The organism is Rhodococcus sp. 15-2388-1-1a, from assembly GCF_002259145.1.
GTDB lineage: Bacteria > Actinomycetota > Actinomycetes > Mycobacteriales > Mycobacteriaceae > Rhodococcoides.
In genome coordinates this window covers 223,561-247,599 of the sequence record NZ_NPFP01000003.1, presented here as the reverse complement: position 1 = coordinate 247,599, position 24,039 = coordinate 223,561, and the positions used below count along the sequence as shown (strand labels likewise).

Annotated in this window: 29 protein-coding genes; 13 read left to right on the top strand and 16 right to left on the bottom strand. The window is 62.7% G+C overall.

Going from position 1 to position 24,039, the window contains the following annotated elements; genetic code table 11:
- Positions 1 to 25: 25 nt before the first annotated feature.
- Together CH302_RS03020 and CH302_RS03015 are read right to left on the bottom strand one after the other, a co-directional pair.
- A complete protein-coding gene (locus CH302_RS03020; RefSeq protein ID WP_037193813.1) occupies positions 26 to 382 on the bottom strand; it encodes an ArsR/SmtB family transcription factor in 357 nt (118 codons plus the stop codon).
- 14 nt (positions 383 to 396) lie between these two features.
- Positions 397 to 1,602 carry an MFS transporter gene (locus tag CH302_RS03015; RefSeq protein ID WP_037194156.1) on the bottom strand — a complete coding sequence of 402 codons (1,206 nt, stop codon included), beginning with the start codon at positions 1,600 to 1,602 and terminating at the stop codon, positions 397 to 399.
- A gap of 119 nt (positions 1,603 to 1,721) precedes the next feature.
- On the opposite strand from CH302_RS03015, the gene CH302_RS03010 reads away from it, so the two are divergent.
- The gene (locus tag CH302_RS03010) at positions 1,722 to 2,948 is read left to right on the top strand and encodes a GGDEF domain-containing protein (protein WP_141216591.1); all 1,227 of its coding nucleotides are present in this window, start codon (positions 1,722 to 1,724) and stop codon (positions 2,946 to 2,948) included.
- Between the two features lie 72 nt (positions 2,949 to 3,020).
- Here CH302_RS03010 and CH302_RS03005 read toward each other — a convergent pair whose 3' ends face one another.
- A complete protein-coding gene (locus CH302_RS03005) occupies positions 3,021 to 3,341 on the bottom strand; it encodes a hypothetical protein (RefSeq protein WP_037193817.1) in 321 nt (106 codons plus the stop codon).
- A gap of 107 nt (positions 3,342 to 3,448) precedes the next feature.
- Positions 3,449 to 4,396: a type IV toxin-antitoxin system AbiEi family antitoxin domain-containing protein gene (locus CH302_RS03000; protein ID WP_369679433.1), complete on the bottom strand. Its 948-nt coding sequence runs from the start codon at positions 4,394 to 4,396 to the stop codon at positions 3,449 to 3,451.
- A gap of 41 nt (positions 4,397 to 4,437) precedes the next feature.
- Between CH302_RS03000 and CH302_RS02995 the strand changes: the two genes are divergently transcribed.
- Complete coding sequence (locus tag CH302_RS02995; RefSeq protein ID WP_037193819.1) at positions 4,438 to 4,872, top strand: hypothetical protein; 435 nt, start codon at positions 4,438 to 4,440, stop codon at positions 4,870 to 4,872.
- A gap of 33 nt (positions 4,873 to 4,905) precedes the next feature.
- On the opposite strand, the gene CH302_RS02990 is transcribed toward CH302_RS02995, so the two are convergent.
- Both CH302_RS02990 and CH302_RS02985 read right to left on the bottom strand, forming a co-directional pair.
- On the bottom strand, positions 4,906 to 5,391 hold the full coding sequence (locus CH302_RS02990) for a hypothetical protein (RefSeq protein WP_037193820.1): 486 nt from the start codon (positions 5,389 to 5,391) through the stop codon (positions 4,906 to 4,908).
- A 210-nt stretch (positions 5,392 to 5,601) separates the two neighbouring features.
- Complete coding sequence (locus CH302_RS02985; RefSeq protein ID WP_037193822.1) at positions 5,602 to 5,934, bottom strand: hypothetical protein; 333 nt, start codon at positions 5,932 to 5,934, stop codon at positions 5,602 to 5,604.
- A 41-nt stretch (positions 5,935 to 5,975) separates the two neighbouring features.
- Between CH302_RS02985 and lepB the strand changes: the two genes are divergently transcribed.
- Entirely contained in the window at positions 5,976 to 6,713 is a 738-nt protein-coding gene (lepB, locus tag CH302_RS02980) for a signal peptidase I (RefSeq protein WP_037193824.1), read from the top strand.
- Here lepB and CH302_RS02975 read toward each other — a convergent pair whose 3' ends face one another.
- Together CH302_RS02975 and CH302_RS02970 are read right to left on the bottom strand one after the other, a co-directional pair.
- Positions 6,714 to 7,085, bottom strand: a complete 372-nt coding sequence (locus CH302_RS02975) for a PLD nuclease N-terminal domain-containing protein (RefSeq protein WP_037194160.1) — start codon at positions 7,083 to 7,085, stop codon at positions 6,714 to 6,716.
- Between the two features lie 444 nt (positions 7,086 to 7,529).
- A complete protein-coding gene (locus tag CH302_RS02970) occupies positions 7,530 to 8,564 on the bottom strand; it encodes a LacI family DNA-binding transcriptional regulator (RefSeq protein ID WP_052047928.1) in 1,035 nt (344 codons plus the stop codon).
- Positions 8,565 to 8,785: 221 nt separating this feature from the next.
- Between CH302_RS02970 and CH302_RS02965 the strand changes: the two genes are divergently transcribed.
- Entirely contained in the window at positions 8,786 to 9,727 is a 942-nt protein-coding gene (locus tag CH302_RS02965; RefSeq protein ID WP_037193826.1) for a dihydrodipicolinate synthase family protein, read from the top strand.
- 24 nt (positions 9,728 to 9,751) lie between these two features.
- Here CH302_RS02965 and CH302_RS29905 read toward each other — a convergent pair whose 3' ends face one another.
- Together CH302_RS29905 and CH302_RS29900 are read right to left on the bottom strand one after the other, a co-directional pair.
- Complete coding sequence (locus CH302_RS29905; RefSeq protein ID WP_155292947.1) at positions 9,752 to 9,910, bottom strand: hypothetical protein; 159 nt, start codon at positions 9,908 to 9,910, stop codon at positions 9,752 to 9,754.
- 3 nt (positions 9,911 to 9,913) lie between these two features.
- Positions 9,914 to 10,096: a hypothetical protein gene (locus CH302_RS29900; RefSeq protein WP_176460621.1), complete on the bottom strand. Its 183-nt coding sequence runs from the start codon at positions 10,094 to 10,096 to the stop codon at positions 9,914 to 9,916.
- Between the two features lie 13 nt (positions 10,097 to 10,109).
- On the opposite strand from CH302_RS29900, the gene CH302_RS02960 reads away from it, so the two are divergent.
- Positions 10,110 to 11,195, top strand: a complete 1,086-nt coding sequence (locus tag CH302_RS02960; protein WP_230596385.1) for an Nramp family divalent metal transporter — start codon at positions 10,110 to 10,112, stop codon at positions 11,193 to 11,195.
- Between the two features lie 76 nt (positions 11,196 to 11,271).
- On the opposite strand, the gene CH302_RS02955 is transcribed toward CH302_RS02960, so the two are convergent.
- Positions 11,272 to 12,189: an EamA family transporter gene (locus CH302_RS02955; protein WP_052047929.1), complete on the bottom strand. Its 918-nt coding sequence runs from the start codon at positions 12,187 to 12,189 to the stop codon at positions 11,272 to 11,274.
- A gap of 105 nt (positions 12,190 to 12,294) precedes the next feature.
- On the opposite strand from CH302_RS02955, the gene CH302_RS02950 reads away from it, so the two are divergent.
- Together CH302_RS02950 and CH302_RS02945 are read left to right on the top strand one after the other, a co-directional pair.
- Positions 12,295 to 12,795, top strand: coding sequence for a MarR family winged helix-turn-helix transcriptional regulator (locus tag CH302_RS02950; protein ID WP_037193828.1), 501 nt, complete (start codon positions 12,295 to 12,297; stop codon positions 12,793 to 12,795).
- 24 nt (positions 12,796 to 12,819) lie between these two features.
- The gene (locus CH302_RS02945) at positions 12,820 to 13,389 is read left to right on the top strand and encodes a cysteine hydrolase family protein (RefSeq protein WP_037193830.1); all 570 of its coding nucleotides are present in this window, start codon (positions 12,820 to 12,822) and stop codon (positions 13,387 to 13,389) included.
- Positions 13,390 to 13,475: 86 nt separating this feature from the next.
- On the opposite strand, the gene CH302_RS02940 is transcribed toward CH302_RS02945, so the two are convergent.
- Both CH302_RS02940 and CH302_RS02935 read right to left on the bottom strand, forming a co-directional pair.
- Positions 13,476 to 13,943, bottom strand: a complete 468-nt coding sequence (locus CH302_RS02940) for a hypothetical protein (protein ID WP_037193832.1) — start codon at positions 13,941 to 13,943, stop codon at positions 13,476 to 13,478.
- 319 nt (positions 13,944 to 14,262) lie between these two features.
- Positions 14,263 to 15,408, bottom strand: a complete 1,146-nt coding sequence (locus CH302_RS02935; protein ID WP_037193834.1) for a citrate/2-methylcitrate synthase — start codon at positions 15,406 to 15,408, stop codon at positions 14,263 to 14,265.
- 113 nt (positions 15,409 to 15,521) lie between these two features.
- On the opposite strand from CH302_RS02935, the gene CH302_RS02930 reads away from it, so the two are divergent.
- Positions 15,522 to 16,706 (top strand): citrate synthase, encoded by a 1,185-nt coding sequence (locus CH302_RS02930; RefSeq protein WP_230596387.1) that lies wholly within the window; start codon positions 15,522 to 15,524, stop codon positions 16,704 to 16,706.
- Here CH302_RS02930 and CH302_RS02925 read toward each other — a convergent pair.
- Complete coding sequence (locus CH302_RS02925; RefSeq protein ID WP_037193838.1) at positions 16,700 to 17,338, bottom strand: TetR/AcrR family transcriptional regulator; 639 nt, start codon at positions 17,336 to 17,338, stop codon at positions 16,700 to 16,702. The genes CH302_RS02930 and CH302_RS02925 overlap by 7 nt on opposite strands.
- Before the next feature lie 246 nt (positions 17,339 to 17,584).
- Between CH302_RS02925 and CH302_RS02920 the strand changes: the two genes are divergently transcribed.
- From CH302_RS02920 to CH302_RS02910, 3 genes are read left to right on the top strand one after another with little or no spacing between them, the layout of a single operon-like run.
- Positions 17,585 to 18,709 (top strand): DUF5938 domain-containing protein, encoded by a 1,125-nt coding sequence (locus CH302_RS02920; protein ID WP_037193840.1) that lies wholly within the window; start codon positions 17,585 to 17,587, stop codon positions 18,707 to 18,709.
- An 11-nt stretch (positions 18,710 to 18,720) separates the two neighbouring features.
- A complete protein-coding gene (locus tag CH302_RS02915) occupies positions 18,721 to 20,277 on the top strand; it encodes an acyl-CoA synthetase (RefSeq protein ID WP_037193842.1) in 1,557 nt (518 codons plus the stop codon).
- The gene (locus tag CH302_RS02910) at positions 20,274 to 21,029 is read left to right on the top strand and encodes an SDR family NAD(P)-dependent oxidoreductase (protein WP_037193844.1); all 756 of its coding nucleotides are present in this window, start codon (positions 20,274 to 20,276) and stop codon (positions 21,027 to 21,029) included. The genes CH302_RS02915 and CH302_RS02910 overlap by 4 nt, the downstream gene beginning before the upstream one ends.
- Before the next feature lie 16 nt (positions 21,030 to 21,045).
- Here CH302_RS02910 and CH302_RS02905 read toward each other — a convergent pair whose 3' ends face one another.
- Together CH302_RS02905 and CH302_RS02900 are read right to left on the bottom strand one after the other, a co-directional pair.
- Positions 21,046 to 21,978: a TIGR01777 family oxidoreductase gene (locus CH302_RS02905; protein WP_037193846.1), complete on the bottom strand. Its 933-nt coding sequence runs from the start codon at positions 21,976 to 21,978 to the stop codon at positions 21,046 to 21,048.
- Positions 21,975 to 22,646, bottom strand: coding sequence for a TetR/AcrR family transcriptional regulator (locus CH302_RS02900; protein ID WP_037193848.1), 672 nt, complete (start codon positions 22,644 to 22,646; stop codon positions 21,975 to 21,977). Before CH302_RS02900 ends, CH302_RS02905 begins: the two co-directional genes overlap by 4 nt.
- A gap of 191 nt (positions 22,647 to 22,837) precedes the next feature.
- On the opposite strand from CH302_RS02900, the gene CH302_RS02895 reads away from it, so the two are divergent.
- A complete protein-coding gene (locus tag CH302_RS02895) occupies positions 22,838 to 23,254 on the top strand; it encodes a polyketide cyclase (protein WP_037193850.1) in 417 nt (138 codons plus the stop codon).
- Between the two features lie 103 nt (positions 23,255 to 23,357).
- Entirely contained in the window at positions 23,358 to 24,029 is a 672-nt protein-coding gene (locus CH302_RS02890; RefSeq protein WP_230596389.1) for a class I SAM-dependent methyltransferase, read from the top strand.
- Positions 24,030 to 24,039: the final 10 nt, after the last annotated feature.

The window sequence follows — 24,039 nt, the reverse complement described above, 5'->3', positions numbered from 1 at the left end:
GGTGCTTTCTTGTTGTAATGCAGGGTTATTCGTGCGGGGGCTCGCCGGTGACCTTGTGGTCGGCGAAGTTGAGGCCCTCACGCACGAGACGGGCGAGGTGACCGTCGGCCAGGCTGTAGATGACGTTGCGGCCGTCGCGTCGGGTCTCGACGAGTCCGGTGAATCGGAGCTTGGCCAGATGCTGGCTGACGGCGGTGCGGGAGGTTCCGGTGGCCGTGGTCAATGCGCTGACGTCGGCGGGGCCTCGGTCGAGTAGCCAGAGGATGTGCAGTCGGGTGGGGTCCGAGAGCATCCGAAAGGTGTCGCTGGCCGTGGCCAGGCGGGCGGAGTCCGGTTCGACGGCATGGTCGAGACTGATGCGCGGTTCCTTCTTCGGTGGCATCGAACGTCGTCTCCCTACGCGGAGACGACCACCGACATTCGGGAGCGACTCCACAGGCGTGCTGCGGACAGTGCCGCAAGTGTAGCCAAGCCCGTGAGCACCATCGCCGCGGTGAACAGCCCGAACCGGGCACCGACCCAACCCGCAATCGGATAGGTGAGCAGAAACGCCGCGTGCGACAGCGAGAACTGCGCTGTGAAGATGGACGTCCGAGTGCTCTCGTCGGATTCACGACGCAGAATCCTCGCCGACGGCGTGTTGATCATCGACGTCCCGACGCCCAGCAGCGCCCATGTCGTGGCCAGTGCAACCCAGGCGGCCGACCCTCCGTGCAGGGTGGCCACCAGTGTTGCTGCGGCAGTTCCGGTCACGGCTACTGCCGCCCCGGTGAGCATGAGGGTGTGATCGCTGATGGATCCGAGGGCTCGCGGGATGAACAGTGCCGCCACCATCGAACCGGCACCGTAGACGCCGAGAGCGATGGCCAGCTGGCTGCTCGATCCGCCGAACAGATCGCGGACATAGACCACGGAGTTGACCACCACGAGAGCCGTCGCTGCAGCAACCACCGTGTTCAACGCGAGCAGTCCCTGTAGTTCGGGATTTCTGAGGAACGTCGCGATGCCCGAGGTCGGTCTTCGGGCCTTGGTTGCGAGGTGTCTCGGTAATGCGGTGCCGAGCACCAGTGCCGCGGAGGCGACGAACCCCAGGGCTGTGCCGACGAACAGCGTGTGGAAGCCGATGACGGTCAACAGGGCTGCGGCGATGAGTGGGCTGACCAGAGATTCGAGGTCGTAGGCGAGTCGCGAGAGAGTCAACGCGCGGGTGTACTGCTGCGCGTCGGGCACCACGGACGGAATGACGGCCTGAAAGGTGGGAGTGAAGGTGGCCGACGCGGCCTGCAGCACGAAGATCAGCACGTATACCTGCCACACCTGATCGACGAAGGGCAACGCCAGCGCGGTGAGTGCTCTGACGACGTCGGCGGTGACGAGCACGAACCTGCGGGGAAGCATGCTGGTCAGTGACGAAACAATCGGAGCGACAAACACATACGCGATCATCTTGATCGCCAGAGCGGTGCCGAGCACAGCGCCTGCGGCACTGCCTGCGATGTCGTAGGCGAGCAGCCCCAACGCGACCGTGAGCAGTCCGGTGCCCAGCAACGCGACGACCTGCGCGGTGAAGAGGCGTCGAAAAGCGATGTTGGCGCGAAGCATGGATTCAACGTACACACATGTGCGCACTTGCGCACTGATGGGATCGATGTTCGTGTTGCAGGCCGATCGCGATATATTTCGGTACCGTTCAACGGTCGGCGTCACAAGTGAGGTGGTTCATGACCGTTACGCGAAACGCATCGAACGAGGTGATGCGCCGTGCCGTCGATCGGTTGCCGTCGATGATCGGATACTGGGACAGCGCGCTCCGGAATGTGTTCGCCAACCGCGTGTATGCGGATTTCTTCGGAATCGAACCTCAGGACTTGGTCGGCAAGCACATCCGAGATTTGCTCGGTGAGACGCTGTACGAATTGAACCTGCCGTACATCACCGGCGTCCTCGCCGGTGAGCAGCAGCAGTTCGACCGGACCCTCATCGACGTCAACGGTGCTGTGCGCGTTACTCAGGCCACCTACGTTCCCGATATCGTCGACGGTGTCGTCGTCGGGTTCACCGCGTTGGTCGTCGACGTCAGCGCGCGCGCCGAGGTCGAGCGTGAGCGCGATCGCGCGATCCGGCTGTTCCAGAACGTGATGGAGAACGCCCCGATCGGCAAAGCGGTGATGACCCGCGACGGACGATGGCTCCAGGTGAACAAGGCCCTGTGCGAATTGCTCGGCTACACCGCAGAAGAATTGCGACAGAAAACCTTTCGCGACATCACCCATCCCGACGACATTCCCCTCGCCGACGAACACCTCAAGGGATTGGCCGAAGGGACGCTGACGAACGTGGCGTCGGAGAAGCGATACATCCGCAAGGACGGTGCCACGATCTGGGTGCAGCGCAACGTGACCGTGGTGCGCGACGACGAATCCGGCGACGTGATCATCGCGCAGATCCAGGACATCACCGCACGCAAAGCTGCCGAGGCATCACTCGAACGCCAGGTGCTGATCGATGACCTCACCTCACTGGCCAATCGCCGACGCCTGATGTCCGAGTTGCATGCGATGAAGGACTCCGCCGACGGTCGTCCGGTGGGAGTGCTCTTCGTCGACGTCGACGCATTCAAGTCCATCAACGACCGATTCGGACACGCGGTGGGGGATCGAGTACTCCAGGCAATCGGCCGTCGCATCCTGGACAACACCCGCTCCGATGACGTCGCCTGCCGTATCGGCGGAGACGAATTCGTCGTCCTCCTGCGCAGTGCCCGCTCACGCAACGGTGTCGAATGCCTCGCCGACCGAGTTCGCGGACTCCTCGCCGGCCCCTACGACATCGACGGCACCGACATCCCGGTCTCGGTGAGCGTCGGATGGAGCTGGGAACCGGCCGCCGACCCGGACCAACTGCTACGAATGGCAGACGAGCGAATGTACTTGTCCAAGCGCGCCTGAGATCCGGATCGATGTGGGTTTCAGTCGGTCAGAGTGCAACAGAGGCGCATCGATCCGCCGGACCGGTGTATCTCAAAGACGCGTCGGCCGAGCACCGAGTGGCGGCGTGGGGGCAGGTCCGCGTTTCTTGCGTGAATCGACCCGGTAGGCCAGGTAGAGATACAGGAATCCGGTGATGGCACCGCCCAGGCATCCTGCTGCAGTATCGAGAGCTGTCGAGCCCGAGTTGATCATCAAGTGCATCAGGAGGAAGCCGAGACCGACTGCGGGGACCAGGGCAAGCGCATTGATGTAATCGGCTCGGGTTGCGCCGCACTTCTTGCTGAGTGCGCCGGTCATGACCCACTCGCGAAACGGCTTCTGCATCTCGGCCTCCGACCTGGCGTGGTCCATTTTGCCCGTTTCCTTCACGATACCGGATAGTTCGCGACGCTGACGATGTCTTGGGAGGGTGCTCTGATGATCCTCGCGGCGGCCAAATCGGGTGCAGCTGACCGCGCTCAGCGCGGCTGGCTGCACCGGATTCGATCAAGGGTTTCGGTAATTTCGGCGATCACGTGATCTATGCGTTCGGTCAGGTCGGCCCAGGTGTAGCGAAGGATCGTCCAGCTCGGGCTGATGCCGTTCTGCCTGCTCCGATCCCGTTGGAATGCATCGTGATCGGAGTGGAATGCCCAGCCGTCGATCTCGATGGCCAGCATCTCGGCCAGGAACGCGATGTCGAGTTCGTACTCGCCCCATCGATAGTTGACCACCCAGCCGCTGATCTTGCGGGCCCGGAACTCTCCGATCAAGAGACGCTCTCCCTCCGAGCGGGCACCGTTCGCTGCTACTTTCAGCAGCCGCTTCGCCTCGGGAGCGCCGGTGCGACCCGGGTTTCGCGCATGGGCTCGCTGCAATCGCCCGAGGTCGGTGTGTCGCTGAAGTGCCCGATCCATGATGTGCGCCTTGCCTATCGAGGCTTCGAGAACGGTGAGTTCGAGAGACGTGACCTGAAGCCCGCGGCGCTCGACGATGTCCTTGCTGTGGATATCGCGGCGGCGGAGTCGGCATCCCTCGGCGCGGCTTCGCCCTTTGCGTGGGGTGGTGACTTCGATGATGCTCGGTGCGTCGGTGATCACCCGGTGCCAGAAGGCCGCGGCTTCCCCGCTGAGCACAGCGTTCGGTCCAGCACCCCACACAACGCATCGAATGCGCGCGTCCGCAGTGAACGGGCGATCGACGACGAAATACACCCCGCGACGAATCGTTCGCCACGCACCCGCTCGCACCGAGCGGTCCACAGCATCGCCGCTCAGGCCGCACATCGCCGCCTGCGCGCGGGTGATCACGCCGTCGTGCTGTGCCAACCATTCATCGAGCATGTCCACTTGGACGTTCACTGCGCCGGAGCGGTTCCACAGTGCGAATCGGGTGCAATGGACCGCGCTCAGCGCGGCTGGCTGCACCGGATTCAATCGACGTGGAGCTGTGTGTTTGAGTCATTCGCATGGAATGGGTCGCCAAGGAGCTGTGCGTGGCGGCGGCCAGCGGTGCGTGCACGGCTGCGGTCCTCATTTGGTCGAGTGCCAACGGTCGGTGGTGGGACCTGACCCTCCCGGCTGTGATCGGCGGAGTGTTCGGACTGATGGTCGGCTTGGTCGCGGTCGCAGGTGGGCACTACGCAGTGCGGACTGCGGCGTTCTGGCCGCCGCGGACTCGCAACCGATGGAGGCACCGTTTCGCGCTGTGTTCGGCAGCGGCCGTGATGCTGGTGGTTGGCGGACTGCTCGCATGGACCGAGGCGGCCTCGGGAAATCCATCTCTGCACCCGGAGTCGTTGATAGTGCTCGGAACACTGACATCGGTGAGCTACGCATTCGCGTATGTTCTCGCGCCCTCCCGTTTCGGTAATCCGGTCAGTGAGAACGTCCAGACGCGCTGAGTTCGGTTTCGAGTGTGGTGCGACCGATCGCGTTCACTCGCATGCATCGGGTCCATCGAAGGCTCTGACCACTCCGCAGGCGAAGGCACGGGAGACCTTCCACTCGTTGTCGAACCGCACGAAGGGGATGGGACCGACCGAATAGGGTTCGAGGCCACGAAAAGATCCCGTCCCGCTCGCATCGACTGTGTCCGGGCCGGTGAATGCGACTGTCGTGAAATCGATGTGTTGCGGATCCGGTTGCGCACCCCACGCGCGCGCAAGCGACACGTTGCCTTCGCTGGGTCCGTCGAACAGTCGCGCCCGGTCCTCCTCCTGTACCGAGTAGTTCAGGCTGGCTGCAAGCAAGGCAGTCAACTGCTCGGCGCTGGGAACGGCATCGGTGACAGGCGACGGGGGAGCGGCGAACTGAGTCGATCGAATAGATGCAATCGGAAGCCGGGGTTCGTCGACTTCGACGGGTGCGCAGGCGCAACCGAAGGCAACCAGGGTGATGGCTCCGAATCCGGCTCTTCGCACCGGAACAGTATGGACCGATGCTCGCCGAGGCCGCCAGCGGTTCGGAACGTGTCCTTCGAGCTGACGAAAGCCGATGGCGCACCACTGAATCGGCTTGCTACCGTGCCGGCATGCATTTGATCGTCGAGTGACGGCCATCTTCGACCGTGCCGTCGATTCCGGGTCTACCCGGTCCGTCTCGACCTCGTGAGTCCGTGATGTCCCGGATGGTCACTGTGCCGGGGCCGGTAGGCACCGATTGTGCGTCGAGGTTATGGCAATGACTGGAATTGCAACTGGTGCAACGAGAGTTGTGACGACGGCAATGATCGAGGGCCAGGGCGCGGTGTAATCCCACGTCGCATTCATGACGATCAGCGCAGCGATGAGGGCTGCAGTTTGAGCTCCCACTCGAAGCGCTGCCGTTGCGAACGGGGAACGGACCGCGAATCTTCCGATGATCATCGGAAGATGGTGGCCTTCGTTGACGCGCGACAGCTGTCTCGTCGCGACGGTCATCATCACCGCGCCGAGGACAGCGATGACAAGACCCAGAAACAACATGCTCAGTACGTTACGCAACTGCCTGGCTCTAGGCTGCCAGGATGACAAAGGCACGCGATCCTCAGCGACGCAGAATCCCGTCCTGGCTTCGCGAGATCACCGTCCTCGTCGTCGTTGCGCTGGTGTTGAGCGTTTCTCTGCAGACGTTCGTCGGCCGCGTGTACTTCATACCGTCCGAGTCCATGGAACCGACGCTGCACGGGTGTGCGGGATGCACGGGCGATCGGATCGTCGTGGACAAGATGACCTTTCGCTTCGGTGACCCGCAACCAGGTGATGTGGTGGTGTTCCGTGCGCCGACCTCGTCGTGGAACGTCGGGTACAGCTCCTCGCGGTCGACCAACCCGATAGCGAAAGCGCTGCAGGACGCCGGTTCGTGGGCTGGACTGGTTGCACCCGACGAGAACGACCTCGTCAAACGCGTCATCGCCACCGGTGGGCAAACCGTGCAGTGCTGCGATGCGCAGGGTCGCGTCGAGGTGGATGGTCAGCCACTCGACGAGCCGTACGTCGTCATGGACTTCCCGTTCGTCGAGAACACGCTCACCTGCGAGACGGCGCCCCGATCCGGACGCTGCTTCGGGCCGGTCACCGTGCTCACCGGCAATCTCTGGATGATGGGCGACAACCGCAGCGGCTCAGCCGATTCCAGAGCCCACCGCAAAGACGAACTGGGCGGCACGGTGCCCGTTGGAAATGTCATCGGCAAAGCGCGCCTGATCGTTCTGCCACCCTCGCGATGGGGCACCATCGAGTCGCCGTCGATCCAGGCACACTGATCAGAATCCGAGATCTCGCTTGCGGCGCTCGCGCTCGAGTCGACGTTGCTCTTCTGCGCGCTCTCGACACTGCCGAAGAAATTCCGCATCGGCATCTGGATTCTGCGCGGCCTGACGACCGGGGCGCGTTTCGTACTCCGGAAACGCAGAATTGATCGCCCGCCGGTTGCCGCCGCCGGGACCTCCCCAGATTCCACCCCCGATCGGACGACCCGCGAACAGCCACGCCAACGAGCCGGCGAGCGGGAGAAACACCACCAACAGCAGCCACACGATCTTCGGGAGGAATCGCACTCCACCGTCGTCGGCCGTGATCACGTCGATCAGACAGAACACCCACAGCAACATCACCAGCAAACCGAGATACGGCATGTGATCCTCCATGTTCGAGACCGGTCGGTCTGATGTACCGAGGATCGTAGCGGGATTGTCGCGAATTCAACAGACGTGGCCCGACGTCTGTTCGCCGACGGAGAGGGGCGACCCGCCGCTGCACTTCTGTTCGCCGGGAGCTTCGTGCCCGAAATATGTTCGACGCATTCACGGCCGGGTGGAAAGCGTTGTACGCCAACATGGGTGGGCACCCCAGTGTCCCGGGTTCGAGAACGACGAGGCAAACCGGTTCTTCGATCGAGATCCGAAGGTAGACACTTCGGAGCCCGCTGACAGCCGGAATCGGGTGCAGCTGACCGCGCTCACCGCGGTCAGCTGCACCCGATTCGGCCTGCAATCGCTTCAGCCCACAGGGCAACCGGCATCACGTCGATCACCCCGACCATGCGGGAGGGCTCAACCGAGACAATGACGCTCATGCACTCATCGCGCCGCGCGGCTCGATGATTGGCGCGGAATCAGCGTCGGGAGCGCCATTTTCAGGGGAGTCGAGCCGTCGTCACCGTTGAGCAGTATCTCCATTGCGGTTCGCGCGATCTGGTCGAATGCGGTGCGAACCGATGTCAGGGGGACCGGCAACAGTTGGGCGAGCGGGATGTCGTTGTAACCGACGAGCGAAAGATCCTCTCCGACAGCAAGATTATGTCGGTGCGCTGCCGACAACACTCCGAGGGCGAGGTTGTCGTTGGCGGCGAACACGGCGGTCGGGCGGCCTGTGCCGTCGAGCAGATCGTGTCCTGCGCGTGCACCGGCTTCGATTCCATAGCCGGTCTCGATAGTCCACTCCGGGCGCTGTTGCAGGCCGGCTTCGGCAAATGCCTTGTGCGCGCCCGCCAGACGGCCGACGGCGCTGGAGGTGAACAGAGGGCCTGTCAGCACTGCGATGTCGGTGTGGCCGAGATCGATGAGGTGACGAACCGCCAGATATCCGCCTGTCTCGTCGTCGCCGATCGAGGACGGGCTCTTGCCGTCGGTTCTCAAGACCAGGACGTGCGGAATTCCGTTCTCGCGGAGATGGCTGGGGAGGGGGTCGTCGGTGCGGCTCGTGGCGAGAACGACCCCATCGACATTGCGCTCGAGAAGCGACTGCGCGGCGTTCCATTCGTCGGTGGGATCGTCGCCGCTCGTCGCGACGACGGCGTGGTAGCCCTCTTTGCCTGCAGCCCTGTCGATGGCCTCGAACATCAACGCCATCACGGTGTCCGAGAGGCGAGGCACCAGGACGCCGATGGTGGCGGTGGCACCCCGCCGCAGATTCGACGCGAACGTGTTGCGCCGATACCCCAGATGCTCGGCAATCTCGCGCACCCGGACGGCTGTCGCGGATCGGGACGGTGCGACACGGTCGTCGAGCACGCGGCTGACGGTCGAGATGCTCACCCCGGCAGCCTTGGCGACGTCACGCAGCGTGACGGCGTCCGTGCGCTCCGTCGAGAGCCCGCTTCGGGTGGAACGCATGTGCAGTTCCTGACTGTTCGTTGAACTCCTGGTACGGCCGAACTTACAGATCGCCAGCCTGCGGCGCATGCAAACGTCCCAGGAACGTTTGCACCGGCGTAGAGAAACGCCCGTCACTCTGCATCTCGAAGGTGATGGTTGACACATTCATGGCAGTGGGCTTAGCGTGATGCAAACGTTCCCGACAACGTTCCCATCAAATTCTCGAGAAGGACGACAACATGAATTCACTCGATCTCCGCGGACTCAGCCCGGCACCGATCACGCCGTTCACTCGCGACGGCGAGGTGGACTACGACGCAATCCAGCGCCTCGGGTCCTGGCTCGGCAGCGTCGATGGCGTCAAGAGTCTCGTCGTCCTCGGTCACGCGGGTGAAGGCACGTTCCTCACCCAGACCGAGCAGGCCAAAGTGATCGGTGCCTTTCGCGATTCGGTCGACGGAAAGCTTCCGATCATCGCCGGCATCACCGGGGAAGGTACGGCCGTGTCGGTCGAAGAAGCCAAGCGCGCAGTCGACGCGGGTGCGTCGGGCGGCCTGGTCTACCCGTCGCACGGTTGGCTGCGCTTCGGCTACCAGGACGGCGCACCGCAGGACCGCTACAAGGCACTGTACGAAGGGTCGGGCCTGCCTCTGATCCTGTTCCAGTACCCGGACGTCACCAAGGCGACGTACAACCTCGACACCCAGCTCGAAATCGCTGCTCAGGAGGGCGTTTTCGCCACGAAGAACGGTGTTCGGAACATGCGCCGCTGGGACCGTGAGATTCCGGTTCTGCGTAAGGAGAACCCGGACCTGCAGATCCTCAGCTGCCACGACGAGTACCTGCTGCACACCATGTTCGACGTCGACGGGCTCCTCGTCGGCTACGGCGGATTGGCTCCCGAACCCCTCGTCGAGCTCATCGCCGCAGGCAAGGCCAAGGACTACCCGGCCGCACGCGCCATCCACGACCGACTCCTGCCCGTCACCGCGAACGTCTACCACCGCGGATCTCACATGGAGGGCACCGTCGCGCTCAAGGAAGGCCTGGTCCACCGCGGCATCCTCGAGCACGCCACCGTCCGCTCGCCGCTGCTGCCACTCGCCGCAGGCGCTCACGAAGAGATCGCAGCAGCACTCGACTCCGCGAACCTCGGCTCGGTAGTACCCGCGCTGGTCTGAGTTCCTTCACAGGATCAGACCGCGTCAGATCACTCGGTAGGCATCGATGGCCATCTTCCTGTGGCCATCGATGCCGCACACCGACCTTCGCTCGTACTTTTCGTATCCGCTCCCCACCGCGTCGAGCCGAGGGCACACTGCCTCTAGTAGCGAGTACGGAGCGTCACCAGAAAGGCTCGTCATGAGTCATCCCCGCACGACCCCGGTGGCACCAGCTGCGTCCACCATCACCGCAGACGGACCGCCTGCCATGTCGAATCGATGGAAGACCGTCTTGAGCACGCTGGCCATGGCGGGTCCCGCCTTCATCGCCGGTGCCTGGTAGTTCGGCCCGGGAAACCTGGCCAGTGCGGTCGAAGCAGGCAGCAAGTACGGCTACGCGTTGATCTGGGTCGTCGTGTTGTCGACGGTGTTCATGCTCGTCTACGCCGACATGAGCGTGCGTCTGGGTATACGCACGCCGAAGTCGTTGATCAGCTCGGTCAAAGACGTCCTCGGTCAGCGCGTCGGTGTCGCAGCCGGAATCGGCGTCTTCGTCATCACACTCTGCTTCTCGGTCGGCAACGCCGTCGGATCCGGGCTCGGGCTGTCGATGGTCTTCGGCGGCTCCCCGCTGATCTGGACGATAGCGTGCACGGTATTCGTCGCACTGATTCTGTTGTTCCGCAACGTCTATCGCATAGTCGAGCGAGTCCTGCTCGTCATCGTCGGACTTCTCGGTGCCGCGTTCATCATCAGCGCAGTCATTGCCAAGCCCGACTGGTACATGGCACTCAGCGGAGTCATGCCCAGTGCCCCTCCCGGAAGCATGCTGCTCATCGTCGCTCTCGTGGGCACCAACTTCTCGCTCAACGCAGCGTTCTTCACCTCCTACGGCATTCATGAGCGGGGCCGTACCAGAGACGAATATCGTCGAACCTCCATCGCCGACACCATTCCCGGCATCGTCGCTCCGGGCATCATGACCGCACTCGTCATCGTCGTGGCCGCCGCCGTTCTCGGGAGTCAGAACGCCGAAGCGGCAACCCTGGTCGGACTCGCCAAGATCTTCGAACCCATCGCGGGGCCCATCGGATCCACGATCTTCGCGCTCGGATTGTCGGGAGCTGCGTTCTCGTCCATGGTCGCCAACGCAACCGCCGGCGGCACGATGCTGTCCGACGCACTGGGGCGAGGGGCCTCACCGAGTACCCCGACGGCAAAGGCGACGTGCGCTGCAATCCTGGCATTCGGCCTGGCGATCACGATCGTATTCACCTCGTCGCCGATCCAACTGATCATCGTCGCTCAGGCTCTGACCGTGCTGGTGGCCCCGTTCCTCGGCTTCCTGCTCTACGTGATGAGTAACAACCGTCAGTTGATGGGGGATCTCCGAAACACGTGGTGGAAGAACGCGCTCGGCGTCCTCGGCTTCTTGTCCATCCTGTCTCTGTCGGGCCTGCTGATCTACGAACTACTGACTCGGTAGCCCGTCGAGTCGAAGCGGATCCCGGGTGGGAGCTCATACGAGCGCCCGCTCGGGATTCTCTGTATGCGGCCAACCGTCACCGTGTGTTTCTCGGCATGAACTGTCCGGCTGTCGAGCCGATGAGTGCAACGCCGAAACCAGCGCATTGCAGCGCTGTCATGTTCTGTCCCAACACGATCCAACCGAGGGCGGCCGCGGTGAGCGGACTGAGGACGCCGAGCAGGGAAATGCTTGCCGAGGGCAGCGCGCGGGCACCGCGAAACCACAACGCGTACGCCATCGCGCCGCCGATCACCGAGAGCCACGCGTAGCCGAGTACAGCCTCGGCGTCGATGGCCCACGGACCGTCGTCGACGATCGGAATCAACGGGAAGATCACCATGCCGCCGACGAGTAGTTGCCACGCAGTGGAATTGAGCGGATTGGTGTTCGGCGGCACACCCCAACGCTTGGTGAGGACGATGCCGGTCGCCATGCTGGCGGTACCGATGGCCGCGGCGGCGAGGCCGATCGCGTCGAGTCGAACGGTGCTCGAGATCGTCGTCAGCGCGACCCCGACTGCAGCGACGAGGGCCCATCCGATCTGCACAGGACGCGTGCGTCCCCACCCGAGCGCCGTGAACATCGCGATGATGACGAGAGGTTGCGCAGAACCGACGACGGCTGCGGTGCCTCCAGGAATCCGGTAGGCCGCTACGAACAGCATCGGAAAGAACAATCCGATGTTCAACACGCCGAGGACAGTGGTCTTCAGTCGCCAACCGCGTCCTGGAATCCCCGGTGAGATGAGTAGAAGCAGCAGCCCCGCCGGAACGGCGCGAAGAACACCGGCGGTCATGGGTCGATCCGGCGGGAGAAGCTCGGAGGTCACCAAATATGTTGTCCCCCAGACAATGGGGGCCAGTGCGGCCGCGGCGGTGATTCCGAGAGTCGAGGATGCGCCGCGGGGCTCCCGAGCGTGGGTCGAATCAGCATCGGTAGGTGATGCCCGCATCTCGCCTCCTGGTTCGGAAAAGATCTTAACGTTGAACTATCCCTGCGTTGAACAGTATGCGTATGCTTGCCGGACGTCAACGGTTCAGCGGTGAGGGGTCAGTAGGTGTCGGACGAGGTGCGGGACGCAGTGGATCGGATCCTGCAACAGTGGACGGTCGAGCGGCCCGATGTCGATGTCAGCCCGATGGCGGTCATCGGGCGCATCAGTCGAGCTGCATCCGTTCTGGACAAGCGTATTCAGGTGACTTTGGCCGAGTATGGTTTGCAGCCAGGCGAATTCGATCTGATCGCTACGCTTCGGCGCACCGGAGCCCCGCATCGCCTCACCGTGGGGCAGTTGCTCGATAGTGCAATGGTGACGTCGGGAGCCATCACGAACCGCTTGAATCGGCTCACGGACAAAGGTCTGATCGAACGCGAAATCGACCCGACGAACCGTCGAGTGGTCATCGTGCAATTGACGGCTGCAGGGATTTCGGCTGTGGATGCAGCGCTACCGGCACACGTGGCGAACGAGGAAGCGCTGCTGACATCACTTACTCCCGGCGAGCGAAGCCAACTTGCTGCCTTGCTGAAGCGACTGCTGCTCGACATTCAGCAGTAGCAACCTCGTCGTATCCTTGGCCGCATGGGCGAATCACAGATCGACTTCCGAAGGCCCGCTCTCATCGTTGTCGATGTACAGGCGGGATTCGACGATGCCGAGTTCTGGGGTCCGCGGGACAACCCGTTGTGTGAAGGCAACATCGCCGCTCTACTTCGCTTGTGGCGGTCCAAGTCTTGGCCGGTGGTGTTCGTCCGACACGATTCCGACAACCCCCGATCTCCTTTGTCGCCGAGCGGTTCTGGGCACGCGTTCAAAGACATCATCGAAGGAAGTCCCGACCTACTGGTCAGCAAACGGGTCAACTCGAGCTTCTACGGCACGCCGGATCTCGATGCCTGGCTACGCGCCGAAGGCATCGACCAGGTCGTCATCTGCGGAATCACGACAAACCACTGCTGCGAGACGACGGCTCGCATGGCCGGAAACCTCGGATATGACACGTACTTCGTCATCGACGCCACTCACACCTTCGATCGCATCGCCCTCGACGGAACCACCGTTCCTGCCGCGACGTTGTCGGCGATGACTGCGACCAACCTGCACAGGGAATTTGCGACTGTGGTTGCGACGGAAGACCTGTTCTCGAATTGAACAAGCGCACAACGGAAGTGACCTGCATCGTGACAGGACAATGCAGGAGCTGGCCGGGCTGGCAGCCTATGTCTTCGTAGTAGTAGTCAGAAACTCGATCGTCTCGCTATCAATCCTCGCGCTGCGAAGATCGCCGCGACCAGCGCGACCAAGGCGGCGGCGATGATGACTGATGCTGTATCAGCTTTCGAGTTGTTCAACAGCAACCAGAACCATGTGAGAAGGCCGGCGACGAACCCCGCCAAGGTGCCATGAAGAGAAGCAACCGATTGTGTGTTTTCCTTCGACAGCGTTTCCCTCATCAATCGATCGGCAACTCTTGTTGCGGCGACCGCGAAGAAGCTCACTATCGCTCCAGGAATGAGGGACAGAACAACGAAGACCGGGCCGAAGAGAACTACGGCTGGATTCGACACAATCGCTCGAAGATCGACTTCGATGAAGGTAACGGTGAGTGCGAAAGCCAGCGAGATCGGAAACCACACTGCCGACTCGCGCCGGAAGCTCGCCGGTTGTCGCTTCACACGGTTGTGCTCGTCGCTGTGGCCGCTCATGGTCGTAGTGTGACAGAGTCGGGGGTGTTCCCTTCTTCATCATTTCGTACAGCTCCCCGATGGCTGCAATTATCTCCATGCCCTCGACGGAACCACAGTTCCTGCCGCGACGTTGTCGGCCATGACTGCGACCGACCTGCACGGGGAATTCGCAATGGTCGTCGTAACGGAAGACCTGCTCTCGACGTGAAGAAGGTGCGCATGAAGGTCGCAGGCCACATGTCTCCCGACGAGTTCTGGCGTGACATCGACCAGAGTTGTGATCGAATGCGCTTCGGCGCTACCTGTTCGCGAAGATGAGTGCTCCGCAGTGGCGTGATTAGGTGCCCTGGTTGGCACTTGACCGCACCACTGCCGAAGGCGCTGGGCCGTCGTAGCGGGCGATCGGGCGAATGATCTTGCTGTCGTGCGACTGCTCGACGATGTTGGCGCACCACCCGACCATCCGACTGCATGCGAAGGTGGGCGTGAACATCGACCGCGGAATTCCGCACAGCTCCATCACGACGCCGGCGTAGTACTCGACATTGGCGTACAGCTTGCGGTCCGGCTTCAGATCGGCGAGCGCAGCGGCGATGACCTTCTCGACCTGAACCGCCTTGTCGATGAGCTCACCGCCCATCTCCTGCGCAGTCTCGCGCAGCATCACCGATCGGGGATCATCGGTTCGGTACACCGGATGCCCGAATCCCATGATGCGTTCTCCTGCCGCGATTTTCGCGCGTGCCCACGTATCTGCAGAATCGACATCGGCAATTTCGTCCAGCCCGTCGAGGGCGCGATCCGGGGCACCTCCGTGCAATGGGCCCGCGAAGGCACCGATCGCTGCACACACTGCGGACGCGATGTCCGACCCGGTCGACGCCACGACTCGCGCAGTGAACGTCGACGCGTTGAACCCGTGATCGATCGTGGCCGTGAGGTATCGGTCGACTGCCCGGGCGCGGTCGTTGTCGGGCACCTGTCCGGTGATCATGAACAGCCAGTTCTGAGCCGTGGTCAGGTCCTCGCGTGGATCGATCGGCTCCTGGCCGGCCCGAATCCTGTGCACCGCAGCCAGGATGGTCGGCGTCATCGCACACAGACGCAGCGCGGTCGCACGCTTGTCCGATTCCGACGACTCGTACAGCGGTACAGCGCCGGCCACTCCCGACAACACCGTCCGTAACGCGAAGAGTGGTTGCTCCGGACCCGACAGTGCCACTGTCTTCACGGCCGCTGCGACGTCCTTCGGCAGCACGCGCAGTGGTGCCACCGTGCGCAGGAACTCGGCGCGCTCGGAGTCGCTGGGCAACCGGCCCTCGATCATGAGGAACCACGCGTCCTCGAAGGTCTTGTGTAGCGCGATGTCGATCGCCGAGTACTGGCGGTAGTGATAAAAGCCTTCGTCGCCGCGTACATCTCCGATCGATGTGGTGGTGACGACGACGTTGTGGAGCCCCCGTGGGGCGTCGAGAACGGTCATGGCTGCACTCCTTTGCGCTGGTCAACCCCTACGATCCGCGCTAATGTTGATTCTTGTCAATGTTGATCGAGTCAATGTGGAAGGCGGACATGACGCACGCCGACGGTCGGAATATGCTCACCACCACGCAAGCCGCCGCACGACTGGGCGTCAAGCCGGAAACGGTGTACGCCTACGTCAGCCGCGGTCTGTTGACCAGCACTCGACTACCCGGAGTGCGCGGGAGCGTGTTCGACGTCGACGAGGTGGAATCTCTCGCCGGACGTGATACTGCTCGCCGCACCGATATCGGTGCGGTGGAACGAATTCGGACTCGGATCACGCTGATCGACGATGGTCATCTCTACTACCGGGGGCATGACGCGGTCGAGCTCAGCTCACGTACTTTCGAGTCGGTCGCACAGTTCGTGTGGACGGGTGAGCTGGTGGACGGAGCGCAGTTCGTCGCCGATCCTGTTGTCGTACAACGATGCCGAGCTGCACTCGGGTTGCTGTCGTCTGATTGCCGGTCCATCGATCGGATCCGCATTGCCGTCGACATCGCGTCCACCTACCGCCCGATGAGATTCGACACCGGGTCCACATCCGTTGTCCGCGAGGCAGGGCAGCTGCTGCTGACGGTCGCAGCAGCCCTCGGTGGTGGTTCCTCTGAGCTTCTGATCGCCGAATCGGTCTGGGAGGCAATCAAGTCCGACGCATCCGATCCGAATGGTCGGGTAGTGCTGCAGGCCGCGCTCGTTCTGATGGCCGACCACGGTCTGGCTGCGTCGACGCTCGGAGTTCGGGTTGCGGCGAGCACCCGGGCCAATCTGTACTCGATAGTCTCGGCGGGACTCGGCTGTATCGACGGCCCCCTGCACGGCTCGGCCGCCGATCCCGTGCACCGGTTCCTGACGACGGCAATCGATGATCCGATAGGCGCTCTCGCAACACAATTGAGGTCCGGGGAGCGGGTGCCCGGCTTCGGGCACGTCATCTACACCGACCGAGACCCTCGCGCCGAGGAAATACTGCGATTGCTTCGGGACCCCGCTTGCGGTGCGGACCCCATGGTGGTCGCTGCTGCGGACACGATAATCGAGGAGGTGAGTAGCAGATTCGATACCTTTCCGAACTCGGATTTCGCTCTCGCCGCGTTCACGCTCGCCTACGGACTCCGGGCGGACATGCCGGAGATGCTGTTCGCACTGGCCCGGATCGTGGGGTGGACGGCACACGCCCTCGAAGAATACGACGAAGAGCCCCTGCGCTTTCGAGTTCCCGGCATCTACACGGGGACTCGGCCGGGAACCTACTGAGGCGTCGGGCAATCCAGTAACGCGAACGCAGCATGCAGTTGGCGACGCGCTGCGGTTACCTCGGCTGTGTTGTCGGCCAGGTGATGCAGGAGGGCGCGCTGAAAGATGCCATCGAGAAGGATGTAGGCGGAGGCCTTGTCGAGTGCAGGCGTAGTGCCGCGAAGTTCGCAGTATCGAGCCACCACACGCCAGATCATGTCCTCGCGACGTTCCTCGATCTCGAGCACGTCGTTGCGGAACGAACCGTCGAACAGGGCTTGATTGCGCAGGTCGTACCAGAGTCGATGAATGCCGGCGTCCGCAGCCAGAGTGGCGAAATACTTCGCCTCGAAGTCCGCGTACAAGCCGGTGGCGTCGACCGCGTTGGCCACCACCTCGTCGTAACGAGTGACGCAGATGGCCTCGTACTGGCGAACGGCGTGCGTGATGAGGTCGAGTTTGTCGGTGAAGTAGTAGTGCAGAACGCCGTGCGAATACTCGGAATTCTGCGCGATCTCCCGCAGTGACGTGCGGGCATAGCCCAATTCGGCCAGCGTGTGCAGTGTCGCCTCGGCCAGTTCGGTCCGCTTGGACTCGAACTTGTTGCGGGCTCGCTCTTCGATACGCGCGCGCGGATCAGCGGTCTGGGTCATGGTCCGGGTCCTTTCCGCGCGTGGTCGTCAACCCAGTGTATGCCCGACGGCCGATCGGGGGATGTCGGCGTCGCGCAAATCCTGGGCAGTTGTCAAGAAAAAGCTTGACGTCTGTACAAATTCTATCCTAGTGTGATGCGCAGCACACGTCAGAAGGGCGGATGTTCCCTACGTCCCCTCCGGTGCTCGCAGTCTCAACCCATCTCGGTCCGCCGTGCGGACGGGCCGATCACGAGAGGACCTTCCATGCCAACCGACAAGCGTGTCGTCGTCTACGGTGCGTCGGGCTACACCGGCCGACTGATCTGTGAATACCTGCGCGAGTACAACATTCCGTTCCTGGCCGCCGGACGCGACGAAGGCCGAGTCAAGGGCATCATCGACGTGGTTCCCGGCATCGAGACCGTCGAACACGATGTCGTCGAGGTGGAACACACCGCAGAGGCCCTCGCCGAGGCATTCCGGGGCGCGGAGATCGTCCTCAACACGGTCGGACCGTTCTCGCGATACGGCCACGAAGTTGCGCAGGCGTGCATCGAGATCGGCGCGCACTACACCGACACCACGGGTGAGCAGGACTGGATGATCGACGCCGAGGCCAAGTACGGCTCGGAATTCGCTGCCCGAAACCTGGTACTCACACCAGGTTTGGCACAGATGTACAGCATCGGCGAGATCGCCGCGAACATCTGCCTCGAGACGCCGGGGCTGGACACACTCGACATCGAGGTCTTCTGGAAGGGGCACCCGACGGTCGCGTCGACGAACACGATCCTCACCAACGCCGCGTTCTCCAAGGCCTACTACCTGGAGCAGAACGAATACGTCGAATGGCCGGACGACGGCGTCATGCAGGTCGTCGTGCCCGGCCAGCACGACCTGGGCCTGGCTCTTCCCTGGGGCGGGACATCCCATCCGGTGTGGTTCAAGAACGATCCGCGCGTAGCGAACGCCCGGGCGCTCGGCGGCGTCATGAACAAGCCTCTCATGCTGGCGGTGCCCCAAATCATCTCCGCCGCAATGGCTCAGATGGAGGGCAAGTCCGATGCGGAGAAGTACCAGATCATCGACACGGTGGCAGGCTCGGTACGAAGCGAGACACCTCCCCGAGAAAACCCGCGCATCAACACCTCGCTCGATTCGGTCTACGCGTCGGGACCGCTCGGTCGCGTGCACACCGTGATTCACGGCAACTGCAACTACAAGCAGACTGCACTGCTCAACGCCTACGCAGCGGCGCATCTGCTGCAGGGGCCGCCGAAGAAGGTCGGATTCGCCTCGAGCTGCCAGGCATTCGGACATCGAGAACTGCTCGGCGTGCTTCGCGCGTTCGGGCTGGTGCTCGAACCCATCGTCACTGCACACAGCTGAGGACAGGGCCGATGCGGCTGTCCGATTACCTCGACAAGGGTGTGTCACTGGGCCGAGACGCACCCTGTCTCACCATCGGTGACACCACCCGAAACTACGGCCAGGTGTACGACGACACGGTGGCCATCGCCGCAGCGTTGCAGCACAACGGGATCGAGGCAGGTGACCGGGTCGCTGTGCTCTCCGCCAACGACCCGCTCGCGCTGACCTGCGTATTTGCGATCTCGCGGGCAGGGGCGGTGTGGTGCCCGATCAATCCACGCAACGAAGCCGACGAGAATCGGCAGCTGTTCGAGCTGTTCGGCTGCCGATTCCTGTTCTTCCAGAGAGCCTTCGCCGATCTCGTCGGTCGCATTCGCGACCAGCTTCCTCGGTTGGAATGGCTCGTCTGTCTGGACGGCGACGTGCCGGGAGCGCTCTCGTACGACAGCTGGCTCGTCGAACACGGTTCCGATTCTGTTGCCGACAGACGACCGGCGGACGGATTGTGCATGATCGCCGGCACGGGCGGTACGACCGGAAAACCCAAGGGGGTGAGGCTGACCGAGGAGAACATGATGACCTCCACGGCAACAGCACTCATGAGTTATCCCTTCGGGGATCGGCCTCGGTACCTGGCTCTCGCACCGCTGACCCACTCTGCGGGCGTGCTGACGTTTCCCATTCTCAGTCTCGGCGGACACGTTGTGGTCATGGGCGCTCCCGACGTCGGAAAGTTCCTGTCCCTCATCGAGAAACACGGCATCACCCATGCGTTTCTGCCGCCGACGGTGATCTACGGCGTGCTCGATCATCCGGATCTCGACGTCACGGATCTGACGTCGCTTCGGTGCCTCTGGTACGGGGCCGCACCGATGTCGCCGACTCGACTGGAAGAGGCACTGACCCGCATCGGGCCGGTTCTCGGACAGCTCTTCGGCCAGACCGAGGCACCGAACATGATCGCCACGCTCGCTCCGGTCGATCACTTTCGCAGTGACGGATCGATCGCCACCGAGCGACTGAGTTCGGCAGGCAAGCCGACTCCTCTGACCACGGTGGCGATCATGAACGACGATGGTGGACTGGTCGTGCGCGGTGAGCGCGGTGAGATCGTCGTTCGCGGTCCACTCGTGATGCAGGGCTATCACGAGAATCCCGACGCCACCGCCGAAGTGGGTGCCCACGGGTGGCACCACACCGGCGACATCGGGTACCTCGACGACGACGGCTACCTGTATGTCGTCGACCGCGCCAAGGACATGATCATCACGGGCGGGTTCAATGTCTACTCGGCCGAGGTGGAACAGGCCCTGCTGTCGCATCCGTCGGTGAAGGAATGCGCCGTCGTCGGACTGCCCGACGACAAGTGGGGCGAACGCGTCACCGCAGCAGTCATGTTGCGACCCGGCCGGGACGCGTCGGACGAGGATTTGATCTCACACGTGAAGGCGAAGATCGGAAGCATCAAGGCACCCAAACAAATTCAGATCTGGACCGACCTTCCCCGCTCGAAGGTGGGAAAGATCCTCAAGACCGAAGTACGCAGCACCATGTCTCACTCATCATCGAAGGGAAGCACACCATGACCGAGTTCGAGGGCAAGCGAGTATTCGTGACCGGATCCGGAGCCGGCATCGGAAAAGCCATCTCCCAGATGTTCATCGAGCGCGGTGCTCGTGTCGTCGTCAGCGACATCGACGAAGGCGCAGCAGCCAAGGCGGCCGAGGAGATCGGTGCCGCCGGTATCGCGAACTGCGATGTGTCCGACGAGAGTCAGGTGCAGAGTGCGGTGGCGCAGGCCGTGGAGATTCTCGGCGGACTCGACATCGTCGTCAACAACGCGGGAATCGAAGTGTCTTCGCCGCTGCTCCAGCAGTCGACGGAGAGCTTCGACAAGATCTATTCCGTCAACGTCAAGGGCACGTTCCTGGTGATGAAGGCCGCGATCGGTGCACTGGTCGAGTCGAAGGGAAACATCGTCAACATCGCCTCGCTCGCCGGAGTGGGCGGCACCGCACTGCTCGGGTCCTACTGTGCGACAAAGGCTGCCGTCATCCAGCTCACCCGCGTCGCTGCCATCGAGATGCGCGCATCGGGAGTGCGAGTGAATGCGGTGTGCCCCGGATTTGCCGATACCGCAATGGTCGACCGGTTGGTCCCGGACTTCGAAGCCGCGACCCAGATCCCGTTCGGCGACCTCGTCAAAGCCAAGCAGGGACGGCTGGGCACACCGGAGGACATCGCGGAAGTGACGTTGTTCCTCGCCTCCGACCGGGCGTCGTGGATCACCGGAAGTCACTACATCCTGGACGGAGGGCTGTCGGCGTCGCTCGTGTAGGCCCGAGGGCTCCCCGTCACCCCAGGGCGACGGGGAGCAACCCTCGTGGAGTGTTGGATGCGATGTCGGCGAGAGCATGGTTCAGTGTTGCGTGCTCGAACTCGAAGCCACTGTCCGTCAGTACTTTGGGGTCGACCCAGCGACTCTTCAGGACCAGTTCGGCTTCCGTGCGAATCACTCGTGCCCCGAATTGAAGCAGCCATGCCGGTGTCGGTAGACCGTGACTGCGGCCCAGTGCATTCCGGACCTGCCGCATCAGCTCCTCGTTGGTCACCGGGAACGGGGTAGCAACGTTGACCGGGCCGGAGATGCCGGTGTTGTCGTAGAGGTGATCGAGGACGCGTCCGACGTCGGCGACGTGGACCCAACTGAACATCTGTCCGCCGTCGCCCATCTTGCCGCCGAGCCCCACTCTGGCCAGGTCGATGATCGGGTTGATCGCCCCGCCGCCTGCGCCCAGCACGATCGACATACGAAGCGCGACTCTGCGAATGGCCACATCGGCGTCGAACAGCTCACGCTCCCAGGCGCGGGCGACCTCGACGGAGAATCCCGAGCCCATGTCGCCGGATCGTTCGTCCATCGGCCTGTCGCGCGAATCGCGATAGATGGTGCCGGTGCTGGCGTTGACCCACAGATCTGGAGCGTGTCGAACGCCCGCCAGGGCGCGGCCGAGCTGGGCCGTCGTCTGGATGCGCGAGGACATGATCTCGTCCGCGTTCGTTTTGTTGTAGCGACAGCTAACCGAGCGGCCTGCGAGATTGACGACCAGATCGGAGCCGTCGAGTACATCGACGAGGCTGCGATGATCGGACCACGTTGCATCGCTGGCGGTTCCGCGGCCGACGGTCCTGACGCCAACGCCGCGATCTTCGTAGGAGCGACGCAGGTACCGGCCGATGTAGCCGGAGGCACCGCACAGGACGACGGTCGATGGTGAATCACTCATTGTTCGAGCCCTTCTGGGGACGTCATTCGTTTCAACAAGCCGGCCACGTCGGTGACCAACCCCCGCGCCACCGGGAGGCGAGCGAGGCGTACGGCTTTGGCCACCACTGGAACGAGCCCGTCGACCAGAGTGCGGGTGCGTGCCTGGTTGTCCGAAGAGTCGGTGACCCAATGGAGGGTGACACCCATGTAGATCATCCAGAGCAGCTGTGGCAGAACATCCTTCAGAGATGCCGGAACCTTCTGTTTCGACGTCTCCAAGGTGGTTCGCATGAGGTCGATGGCCATGGACCTGGCGTCGGACGACTCCTCCGAGAACGGACTGGAACTGGACCGGGTGGGCAACGCCAACTGTAGGAAGGATCCACCGAAGGCGTGATACGGCTCCATCACGTCGAGGCCGGAATGCAAGACGGCAGCAAGGTTTTCGGACAGTGATCCGCCGTCGACGAGGACGCGGAGCGCACGTTCGCGGTGATCGCGCTGGATCACCGTGTACAACTCGTTGACCAGTTCGTCCTTGCCTGCGAAGTAGTAGTAGGCATTCCCGAGCGAGACGCCCGCTTCGTCGGCGATGCGACGCATCGTGGTTGCTTGAAACCCTTCCTCGCGAAAGAGGCGTAGAGCTACCTCGACCACCTTGTCGCGAGTCTCGGACGTGCGAGCCATCGATTTGCCTCAATTCTGAACGTGTTCAAATTCGACCATAGACTTGTTTTTGAACACGTTCAAGTCTGCGGCATCCCGAGACCGCCCGTGGTCTGGACATCGGTACCGACGACGATCGGTCGTTGCTGACCGTTTCGACTCCCGTCCCATTTCTGGAACCGACGATGCTCGTCAGACGTAGGGTCGCTGCTATGAATCGAGAAAGCGTCGTGGCAAGTCGCCATGTCAGCCAGGTCATCGGGCGTACACGGGATCAGGTCTACGAGTTCGCGGCGAATCCCGCGAACTTACCGAAATGGGCGGCGGGACTGGCGAACAGTCCGGTGACCATCGACGGCGATCGACTTCTCGCCGAATCGCCGATGGGTCAGGTCGAAGTCCGCTTCGTGCCACACAACGACCTCGGCGTGCTCGATCATGACGTGACACTTCCGTCGGGGACCACCGTGAACAATCCCGTGAGGGTGCTGACTCATCCGAACGGCGCGGAGATTCTCTTCACGGTCCGGCAAATCGAACTGAGCGACGAGGAATTCGAACGCGATCTCGACATGGTCGCCGACGACCTGCAAAGACTCAAGGAGGTGCTGGAAGCTCAGTCCGCTTGATTCAGCGGGTATGCCCGCGACACTCGCCGACCACGCGTGTTGATCAGCGTCGAGCCGTCGTCGGTACCCCCGATGGATACTGGGCTTCATGGTGTTGAGACGAATGGGAACGTCCCTTATCGGAGGCAGAGGGGCCCAGTGGCTTCGCGAGTTGAACGAGCGACATGCGTGGAGTCACAACGACTACTTCCACAGCTGGATTCTGGCGAATCTGCCGGATCGGCGTGGCCGTGCGCTCGACATGGGCTGCGGACGAGGTGGCCTGGTACGAGCCTTGGCTCCTCATTTCGAGCACGTCGTCGGGGCCGATGCCGATGCGGACATGCGCCGAATCGCAGAGGCTACGTCTGGCGACGTCGACAACGTATCGATCACGGATCGTCAACTGGATTCGTGGGCAGGCGATTCGATCGATCTAGTGACCATGGTCGCCGTCCTGCATCATCTCGATATCGACGATGCCTTGCGTCATGTCGGGCGAATTCTTGCGCCGGGCGGGCGAGTGCTCATCGTCGGGCTTGCGCCACCGCGAAGCGTACGAGATCTGCTGTGGGATTCGGTCTCCATCGTGACCAATCCATTGATCGGATTCATCCACCGCCCATGGCCGAGTCCGGTGACAGCACCACCGCCACCATTCCCGGTCAAGGATCCGGTGTTGAGCTTCGACGAGATCGGCCACATGGTGGAGAGGCGGCTCCCGGGCGCGATGATGCGACACCGCATAGGTTTTCGACACACAATCGAGTGGACGAAGCCGAGGTCCAGTTCATAGCCACGGCACG